At 60.1% G+C, this 9,642-nt stretch carries 8 protein-coding genes and 1 tRNA gene; 4 read left to right on the top strand and 5 right to left on the bottom strand.

Features of this window, described 5'->3' with window-relative positions:
- Positions 1–9: 9 nt before the first annotated feature.
- Complete coding sequence (locus RUI03_RS03950; RefSeq protein ID WP_317288989.1) at positions 10–816, bottom strand: rhomboid family intramembrane serine protease; 807 nt, start codon at positions 814–816, stop codon at positions 10–12.
- A gap of 152 nt (positions 817–968) precedes the next feature.
- On the opposite strand from RUI03_RS03950, the gene RUI03_RS03945 reads away from it, so the two are divergent.
- Genes RUI03_RS03945 through RUI03_RS03930 form a run of 4 tightly spaced genes read left to right on the top strand, consistent with a single transcriptional unit; the run spans position 969 to position 4,212 of the window.
- Complete coding sequence (locus RUI03_RS03945) at positions 969–1,574, top strand: PilZ domain-containing protein (protein WP_317288988.1); 606 nt, start codon at positions 969–971, stop codon at positions 1,572–1,574.
- Between the two features lies 1 nt (position 1,575).
- Entirely contained in the window at positions 1,576–2,124 is a 549-nt protein-coding gene (locus tag RUI03_RS03940) for a GYF domain-containing protein (RefSeq protein ID WP_317288987.1), read from the top strand.
- Between the two features lie 42 nt (positions 2,125–2,166).
- Positions 2,167–2,880 (top strand): response regulator, encoded by a 714-nt coding sequence (locus RUI03_RS03935; protein ID WP_317288986.1) that lies wholly within the window; start codon positions 2,167–2,169, stop codon positions 2,878–2,880.
- Between the two features lie 3 nt (positions 2,881–2,883).
- Positions 2,884–4,212, top strand: a complete 1,329-nt coding sequence (locus RUI03_RS03930) for an ATP-binding protein (protein ID WP_317288985.1) — start codon at positions 2,884–2,886, stop codon at positions 4,210–4,212.
- Positions 4,213–4,242: 30 nt separating this feature from the next.
- On the opposite strand, the gene RUI03_RS03925 is transcribed toward RUI03_RS03930, so the two are convergent.
- The 4 genes from RUI03_RS03925 to RUI03_RS03910 form a co-directional block, all read right to left on the bottom strand.
- A complete protein-coding gene (locus RUI03_RS03925) occupies positions 4,243–5,661 on the bottom strand; it encodes a PQQ-binding-like beta-propeller repeat protein (protein ID WP_317288984.1) in 1,419 nt (472 codons plus the stop codon).
- Between the two features lie 82 nt (positions 5,662–5,743).
- Positions 5,744–6,523, bottom strand: coding sequence for a tetratricopeptide repeat protein (locus tag RUI03_RS03920; RefSeq protein WP_317288983.1), 780 nt, complete (start codon positions 6,521–6,523; stop codon positions 5,744–5,746).
- A 382-nt stretch (positions 6,524–6,905) separates the two neighbouring features.
- Positions 6,906–6,981: transfer RNA gene (locus RUI03_RS03915), tRNA-Trp, on the bottom strand.
- A gap of 94 nt (positions 6,982–7,075) precedes the next feature.
- Positions 7,076–9,634 carry a hybrid sensor histidine kinase/response regulator gene (locus RUI03_RS03910; protein WP_317288982.1) on the bottom strand — a complete coding sequence of 853 codons (2,559 nt, stop codon included), beginning with the start codon at positions 9,632–9,634 and terminating at the stop codon, positions 7,076–7,078.
- Positions 9,635–9,642: the final 8 nt, after the last annotated feature.

Here is a 9,642-nt window from a genome sequence, read left to right as displayed (position 1 = left end):
AGCAGTCTTCTACTGCCAGGGCGGTGCTGCAACACGCGGACGGCGAACCAGCCCGTCAAACAGGGGGAATGTCAGGAGACCGAAGACGTAGCCGCCGATATGCGCTTCCCAGGCGATCGACAGGCCCTTCCCCATCCCGCCCATGACAACACCAAGGCCTGTCAGGATATTGATGCCGATATAGACGGCAGACGCGATCAGCACCGGCCGGGCAAACATGGAGGTCAACGCGCCCTGCCCGGGCAGAATCATGGGGTCGCGTCCCAGGGCGATGCGCATTCCCCCGGCCATGAGGCCGGAGATTGCGCCGGAGGCACCAATCAGCGGCGGAATGCTGTCCTTGTTCGGGATAAGGAAGAACAGCGCGCCGACGACGCCGGACGCCAGGAAGAACGTCAGAAACAGAACATTATTCGCGAATCGGTCACCGCCGTCCTCCGACTCGACCGCCATGCGCCGGGCGACGCCTGTGCCAAACACAATCAGCCACAGCCCGTTGAACAGGAGGTGCGCAAAATTTCCGTGCAGGAAGATATGCGTAAACAGCGGCGTCATGATCGTGAAACTGTCTTCGCCGCCCTCAAGCCGCGCGAAGAACCGCCGCGGGCTCAGACCCATTGTGTAATCGACCCAGAAATTGGCCCGATCCGAGAGGAAGAGCTGGATGACAAAGATTGCCACCATCAGGCCAAGCAGAATGGCGACGATCTTTGGCATCGAGATCGCGGCCCCATCGCCCGACGGGTTATACCATCGCATGTGAGGCGAGACGCTGCGACGTCGTTCGGAGGGGCGTTCGGAAAAAGGGTCTGACATGCCTCGCATGTAGGCATGAGCCTATTCAGGAAAAGGTTAATAGCGCGAAATACGCGCAATTTGACCGAAAGCGGCTCTTGGCCCCTGCAACGGAAAATTCACCGTCAACGCGTAGGACAAGGTTTCCCGTTACGAAGTGAGATCATATCCGCGTGGCTTACCGGAAAGTGGAACATACTGGCGACACTGCCGTGAGCCGCAAGGCGATCACTGGAGAGTCACGCCGCCACAGACGTGCCCCGATCAGTCTCGACGCTTACCTGCGGTACGGTGATGGCACCGAATCAGCGGGCACGGTGAGCGATATATCGGCCGGCGGCGTCTTCATCGTCACCAGCGGCAATACGATTCTCGATGACGAGGTCGCTCTCGACATCGAGAATGTCGGTCCGGTGAACGGCCGGGTCGTTCGGATCACGAACGAAGGCATCGGCGTACAGTTTCAGCACAACCGTTCCATGGCCACGAAACTGGCAGACCGGTTGATCGCCCTCCTCAACCACGCCGTGTTGGGTCGAGAGCGCCGTCAGTCAGATCGCAATGTCGCCAACAACAGTGTCATCCTGACGCTGGGCAATGAGCGGCAAATTTCCTGTCGCATGACAGATATCTCCGGGGGGGGAGCCTTTATCATTACAACATCCCGGCCCTTAGTCGGGACGCAGGTTCAAGTCGGACAAAAAACGGCCACCGTCATTCGTCACAGCGACGATGGCATTGGCGTGGTTTTTGCAACGAACCGGGAGACGGAACAGTAGGATGGACGAAATGCTGTCAACCGACAACTGGTGTATCAAAGTGGCCGAGAAGGTCTATGGACCGTACACGCAGGATCAGATGGGCTCTTTCGCGGCGGAAGGCCGGCTAAGCGCAACGTCGCTTGTCGCCCCGGCGGGCAGCAAGGTCTGGCGTGAAGCGCGGCAATATCCAAGTTTCGCCTCGGTATTGAGCGGCAAACAGGCCAAGCCAAAGGCTTTTGGCAAGGGGGGCGCCACCTCGAATGCTGCCCGCGAAGTGCCGGAAGGCGCAGAGGCCAATTTCGTTCTCGTCTTTGACAATGTCGCTGGCACAGCCGGTCGCATGGAGCCCGTTCTGCGCGGTCTTGGCACCGCATTCCGCATGGCGGAGAATGTGTGGGTACTGACGTCGACTCAGTCGGTGCTGGGGGTGAAAAACGCCGTTGCGCCCAATCTGCAGGTGCGCGAGTTCGTCTTCATCTGCGACTGCACCCGCGGCCGCACCTCATGGGCCAATTTCGTGCCCGAGCTGCATGCCAAGCTGACGCGGGCGTGGATCAAGGTTCACTAGGAACGGCTGGTCCCTCACCGTCTTACGGTGTAGTCCAATTCCATGACTGAACAGCCCGTAGTGACCGGTAATGACGCGGTCGGCGATGACATACCCCATATCCTGATCGTCGATGATGACGACAAGCTGCGTCGTCTGATCGCGCGCTATCTGCGGGAGAACGGGTTTCTGGCCAGCACGGCCGACGATGCCGCCCATGCCGACGCCATCATGGCCAACCTCACCTTCGATGCCCTTGTCGTTGACGTGATGATGCCCGGCGAAAACGGGCTCGATATGACCCGTCGTCTGCGGGAGCGGTCGAACATCCCCATTCTTGTGCTGACCGCGCGTGGTCAGCCAGAGGATCGCGTCGAGGGACTGGAGGCCGGTGCCGATGACTATCTGCCCAAGCCCTTTGAGCCACGAGAACTTGTCCTGCGCCTGCAGCGGCTTCTCTCCCGTCGGGACTATACGCCCCGCCAGGAAACGGTCACCTTCGGCCCCAATGTCTTCACGCCTCGCCGCGGCGAGCTGCGCCGCAATGGCGAAGCGATCAAGCTGACCGGTGCTGAACTCGCCCTCCTGCGGACATTGACCGCAAAGCCCGGCGCCACCTTCTCCCGCGCCACCCTCGCCGAACAGACCGGCACGGGGTTCGACCGGTCAATTGATGTGCAGGTAACCCGCCTGCGCCGCAAGATCGAGGATGACCCGCGCATGCCCGTCTATCTGCAGACGGTCAGGGGCGTCGGCTACGTCCTTGTCGTGGACTGATCGATGTTGAAGAGGTTCGCGCCCAAAAGCCTTTATGGCCGGACGATCCTGATCGTGGTCCTGCCGATCTTCCTGATGCAGGCGGCCGTGACCTATGTGTTCTTCAACCGGCACTGGGAAGAAGTCACTGCCAGCCTCGCCAAATCGACCGCCAGCGACTTTGGCATGATGACGCTTCTATGGACGCTACACCCTTCAGACGGCGCCCGGGCGGAACTGATCGAACAGGCGCGTGAGGAGCTGGGCATCGAAATGACCTTCGTTTCGGGCGGCCAGATCCCCGACGAGGACAGCGAATCCCTTTTCAACGCGCTCAATCGGACACTTGATCGGGAACTCGACTGGTCACTCGACTATCCGTACTCCTACGACACGACCAGTTTCAGGGATGTCGTCGAAACGCGCGTCCAGCTGGAAAATGGGTATCTGGTCTACAAGGTTTCACGGGACCGGGTCGTGGCCCGCAATGGTCACTTTTTCCTCCTGTGGCTGATCGGCGTCACCCTTCTTCTGGGGTACACGGCCCTTATCTTCCTGCGCAATCAGGTCCGCTCCATCACGCGTCTTGCCGATGCGGCGGACCGGTTCGGTCGGGGAGAGGATGTGGCGGGCTTCAAGCCATCGGGTGCCCGCGAGGTCCGTCTTGCAGGCCATGCCTTCATCGCCATGCGGGCACGGATCAAACGCTTCCTTGACCAGCGCACGGAAATGCTGGCGGGGGTGAGCCATGACCTCAAGACGCCGCTGACGCGCCTGAAGCTCAATCTGGCGATGCAGTCCCCGTCCGATGACATCAAGGATATGCAGGCCGATATCGATGAGATGGAGCGTCTGCTGAATGATTATCTCACCTTTGCTCGCGGGGATGCAGCCGTCGAGCGTGAATGGATTGACGTGAATCAGCTGGCGGAAGATTTGAAGCATGCCGCGAGCCGACAGGGCCGAACGTTGGCCACGGACATTCCATCCGGTCTTGGCATCATCGCCCATGGGACGAGCCTCTCCCGCGCCCTCACCAATCTTGTGGAAAATGCCTACAAGTTTGCCGAAACGGTCTCCCTGTCAGCGACGAAGAGCGCCAACGGTGTGGAGCTGATTGTCGATGATGATGGCCCCGGCATCGCGCCCGACGATCGCGGTGCCGCGCTCAAGGCCTTTGGCCGACTGGATCAGGCCCGCAACACGAATGTCGCGGGGTCGGGCCTCGGACTGTCGATTGTTCGGGATGTGGCACGGGCCCATGGGGGCAGTCTGCGGCTAGAAGAATCGCCGCTGGGCGGCCTGCGAGCGGTCATGTCGCTTCCGCCCGCCGCTCCGGATACGGACGACTAGATCATCCGTACCTGCTGGTGGCAGGCTGGCTTAGCGCCAGGCCTGCAGCTTTGCGTCATCCGTGATGACATAGACGGTACCGTCTGCGACGACCGGCGGAATCATCGTCCCCGCCTTCAGCCTGTAGGTCTTCTCGACCGTGCCGTCCTTGGGCGAGATCTGCGCCAGATCCCCGGCTGATGATGTCAGCAGGAGCGAATTGCCCGCGAGAATGGGGCCTGACCAGGTGATCCGCTTTTTCTTCTTCTTCTCGTTCTCATAGCCCTTCAGGCCGGTGCGCCAGACCACCGCCCCGTCATTGCGGGAAAGCGCGACCAGGTCGCCATCGGTGGAGATCAGGAACAGATAATCACCGGCGACCCAAGGCATGTTGAGGCCGGAAACCCCCTTCTCCCACGCCACACGGCCCGTGCGGCCATCAATTGCCGCCATCTGGCCCGAATGGCTGACCGCAAAGACGGCGCCGCGATCGATGACCGGACTGCCGGCAATGTCGTTGATGCTCGACAGTGCGTTCATGCGCGATGAGCGGGCAATGGTCGCCGTCCACAGGAACCGGCCGGTGGAAGCATCAAGTGCCGCAATCTCGCCAGAAGAGAATGGCGTCACGACCAGATCGCCTTCGACAGCCGCTGAACCGGTAGACAGGAACCGCGCGCTTTCTTCAAAGCTCTCATAGGTCCACAGCTCGCGGCCGGTTGCCTCGTCGAGGGCCAGCACCTGGTTTGCTGTCGTGATGACATAGACCCGACCATCGACCGCTGTCGGCGGGTTGCGCACGGGCGCAGGCAGCTGCTTTTCCCAGATTTTCTCGCCGGTCTCGGCATTCAGCGCGGCCGCGAAGCCAAAGCCGGATACGACAAACACCGTACCACCCTGATAGGCGACGCCGCCGCCATAACCGATTTCAGCAGGGTTGATGCGGCCGAGCTGCCAGAATTTCTTGTTCGGCTCCGACACATCCGGGGTCAGGGCCGCTTCCCAGACGCGCTCACCAGTGTCGGTGTCAAAAGCGCGGACCTTGGCCTCGGCATCAATCGTATAGACCCGGCGTTCCGCAACGATAGGCGGCGCCGTCAGAGGGGATTTCGTCTTGCCACCCTTGCCGATATTGGCCTGCCAAGCGAGCCGATAGCTCTCAGGACCGGACAGGTGGTGCATGACATGGTCGGCCTCGCCACCGGGCTGGGCCCATTCGGCATTGGCAAAAGCCGGCGGCACTTCGATTTCGAGACCGATAAAGCGTGGATCAGGCTCAAGCTGCTGGGTCAGGGCAAGGACCGGGATGCGGTCTTCGTTCTCCGCCGCAGCGGCGGCCTCAGCCGTAATGTCGCTGTCGCCCCGACTGAACAGGCCACTGACCGGATTACTACTACAGCCCGCCGCCAGAAGGCTTAACGCTACAACACCGCTGAACGGTTGCCAAAAACGGTTACGCAAGATTGCCATTCGCTCTGTCCCTGCCCCTGATGGGCGCCTTGTCGGTCGCTTTTAACATTAACGCAGATTTCTGCGAGTTATAGCCCCGTAACTACTCGCTGCCGTTTGTTTCGGCGTCCTCGGATTCTTCAGCTTCTGCTGCCTGCTCCGCCGCCAGCTGGCGCGAGAAATCGCTGATGAAGGATTCAGCCTCGGTCTGGGTCGGCTCCAGCGCGACCCCTTTCCGGCCTGCATCAACAACGGGCAGAACCATCCGCGCCCGCGTGGCCAGACTGGGGGGCACTTCCGCATCACCCGAAAGGGCGAGGAAGCGGTTATAGGCCGTTTCGTAATCCTCGACCGCCATGGCGGCCAGTGCCTCTACCTCACGCGCATAGGGCGCAAAAGCAGGCGTAGAGACGTCATTGGCGAGGAGCGACGCCTGTGACGGGTTGGTCTCAAGCTGCACCATCGCGGCGCGAAGACGCGCCAGATCACGCCAGTGCACTGGCACGCCATTATCGTCATAAACCTCGGCCAACTTGTCGAGCGCCTTGGTCTTTTCATCCCCGGCCAGATAAAGGTTGGCTGTGCGAATGTCCGCCAACACTTCGTATCCGCCATCAAGCTCGGTTGAGACCTGTGCCAGGGCTTCTGCGCCCACGATGGGGTTTTGCTCGGTTTCCTCGACAGCAGCAGCATAGCGCTCAGCCGATCGGGCAATAGCCCGGTCCTCGGCATGGCTCATATACTGGAGCACGCCCACGCCAATCACGACGGCAACACCAACGCCTGCGAGCCAGGGCCCATAGCGTCTGAGAAAAGCGAGCTGCTTTTCCTGGTTCAGGTCTTCATCAACCTCCCGCAGGAGGACATCTTCATTCGTGGTCATGGCCCAACTCTAACCGCGCAACGGTTTCACCGTAAAGGAACTGACCCCCTAGCGGTCGCCGTGGCAAATGAGAAGGCTTTAACCCCAAGACAATCGACCGGTTGGGCCAGGGCGGGCGTCGCGTACCGTTTCGATTTTGGCGAATCGAGAGGGCGGAGGGACTCGAACCATCGCGCCTTAGGCGCGCACTTTTGACCAGGGGGTTCGAGTGCTCACAGCATCAAGGCCGGACTGGCGGCGCGATTATCGCTCAATTTGAAGAATGGCAGGGGCGGAGGGACTCGAACCGTCGCGCCTCAGGCGCGCACTTTTGACTAGGGGGTTCGAGTGCTCACAGCATCAAGGCCGGACTGGCGGCGCGATTATCGCTCAATTTGGAGAATGGCAGGGGCGGAGGGACTCGAACCCCCGGCCCTCGGTTTTGGAGACCGATGCTCTACCAACTGAGCTACACCCCTAGGCCAGCGCGACCCATACGCGATGACGATTCAGAGCGCAACGAAAACCCGTTGGAAAATATGCTCGTGTTGACCCTGCCGCGCGACCGGCGGATCAGGCCGATTTGGCCAGTTCAACCTGTCCAAGATGACGCGCAAGGCATGACGTGATTGCGTCCTTCTTCACCGGTTTGGACAGGTAGTCAGACATGCCGCAACTGATGAACTTCTCGCGGTCCCCTGCCATTGCATGCGCCGTCAGAGCGATGATCGGCGTCGCCGACAGGCCTTCCTGCTTTTCATAGGCCCGGATCAGGCGAGCCGCTGACACACCATCGAGCACCGGCATGCTCACATCCATAAGAACGATGTCGAACGTTTCCTTACGATAGAGGTCGAGGGCAATCTGTCCATTATCGGCAAAGACAAGCTCCGCACCCGTATCTTTCAGCATGGTGCCGACAACAAGCTGGTTCACCTTGTTGTCTTCCGCAATCAGGATGCGGATATCTGCCTTGAACGTGGAGAGCATTTTCGGCGTCTTCGTGTCGGGTTTCGACTCCACGACCGGGCGCTCATCACGTGTTGCCGCATCGGAGATCGCCCGACGCAAAAGGTTGGCTCGGGCCGGCTTCGTCATGAATAGCTCGACGCCCACATCACGGAAAGCGTTGGCCACATCGGCGCCGTCACTCGACGACAGGACGATGATGCGTGATTTCTTCAGAGCCGGATCGGCTTTGGTCTCCTGCGCCACACTCAGCCCGTCGAGATCCGGCATATGATAGTCGAGCAGGATGACGTCAAACGGACGCCCCTCCTCTGCCGCGCGCCGCATGCGCGCCAAGGCATCGCGGCCAGAATCCGCAATCTCAAAACAGGCGCCCCAAGCCCGCAGCCATTCCTCATGGATCATCCGGTTGATGCGCAAGTCGTCTACGGCCAGCACGCGGACATTACCGAGCGTCTCGAGTTCGGGTTGCATGTGCTGCGGCGCATTGGTGAGCGGCAGCGGCATGTGAATGGTGAAGGTGGACCCTTTACCAGCTTCGGAAATGACGGTGATGTCGCCACCCATGCCGCGCGCCAATTGGCGAGAGATGGTGAGGCCCAGCCCCGTACCGCCATAGCGGCGCGTCGTTGAGGCCTCTGCTTGCGTAAATTCATCAAAGACGTGTTTGAGCTTTTCAGGCGCGATCCCGATGCCCGTATCGGTAACGGCAATCTGCAGCATCAGCTTGTCGTCGACCACATCGCCGGTCACCTCAACAAGCACATAGCCCTCTTCGGTAAATTTGATGGCGTTGCCGGCAAGGTTCATGATGATCTGGCGTACGCGGCCCATATCACCGATCACGTGGTTCGGCACATCGGGGTGATAACGGACGATCAGCTCCAGCCGCTTGTCCCGCGCGGTCGGCCCCAGCAAGGTGCCGACATCTTCCACCATGGCGCGAACGTCAAATGGTGAGCGTTCAAACTCGAGCTTGCCCGCTTCAAATTTTGAGAAATCCAGAATGTCATTGATGATGGCGAGCAAGGCTGTGCCCGACTTTTCGATGGTAGACACGTATTCGACCTGACGGTCGTCGAGCTCTGTCCGGGACAAGATCTCTGCCATCCCGAGCACACCATTCATTGGCGTACGGATCTCGTGGCTCATATTCGCAAGGAACTGCGACTTTGCAAGGTTGGCGGCATCGGACTGCTTGCGGGCCTGACCCAGCGGACGTGCCAGAAGCCCGTCGACCACCATCCATAGAACGCCGATCATCACGATGGCGGCCAGGATTGTGGCGAATAGCGAATAGATCCGGAACTGGTGGACGGTGGCATAGGCAGCCGCACGGTCAACCGACACACCCACATACCAGTTGCGACCCGGAATGCCTTCGATCTTGCGGAAGCTTGCAATCCGCTCGCCATTGTCACTTTGGGTCAGCTGGCGTTCGTGGCTGAGATTGATCTTTGTACGAAAGAAATCCTGATAGGATTTGCCAAGGCGCGTGGTATCCGGGTGGACGAGAATCATCCCCTGCTCGTCGACAAGATACATATAACCAAGGCCGTCAACGTCGTTTGATGCCAGTTCACGCTGCACATCGGCCAGGCTGAAATCCGTACCCGCCACAAGAAGCATGGCACCGTCCCTGAAGACAGGCACACTGACGGTCATCACCTGCTCGTTCGTCGGCGTGATATAGGGAGCAAACACCGTCGGCTGGCGCCGCTCTAGCGCCTCGATGAACCAGTCGCGCTTCCGGTGGTCATATTCCGGCGGCAGGTCCACAAAGGGAAAAATCGTGAACGTCTGGTCGGCCGCAGCGATATAGCGATAGAGAAAGAGCTCTTCGAAAACCTCATTGTCCAGCGCGGTGCTAAGGGCCGTCTTGTCCCGCGCCTCGGAAGCGAATTCGGCCATCGCCCGGGTTGTCTCGACGTGATAGTTCAGCCAGCTGGAAAAATCGTCAGCCGCCATGCGGGTCGAGTCGGCGATACTGCGGTCGATCCGCTCATCAGCCATTTTGCGCTGCTGCTGATCGATCAGGTAGATGAAGCTGGCAAACACGGCGACCACCGTAATGGCCGCTGCTGCGAGTGTCTGGATGAGTAGAGATTTGGTCGATGGCGCTCGCGTCGCGCTGTTCCCCGTCGGCATCATCTCGGCTCCCATGGCTCGTC

The sequence above is a fragment of the Parvularcula sp. LCG005 genome (genome assembly GCF_032930845.1).
Lineage (GTDB): Bacteria > Pseudomonadota > Alphaproteobacteria > Caulobacterales > Parvularculaceae > Parvularcula.
The sequence above is the reverse complement of the archived record's forward strand: the minus strand, read 5'-3'. Positions and strand labels throughout refer to the sequence as shown.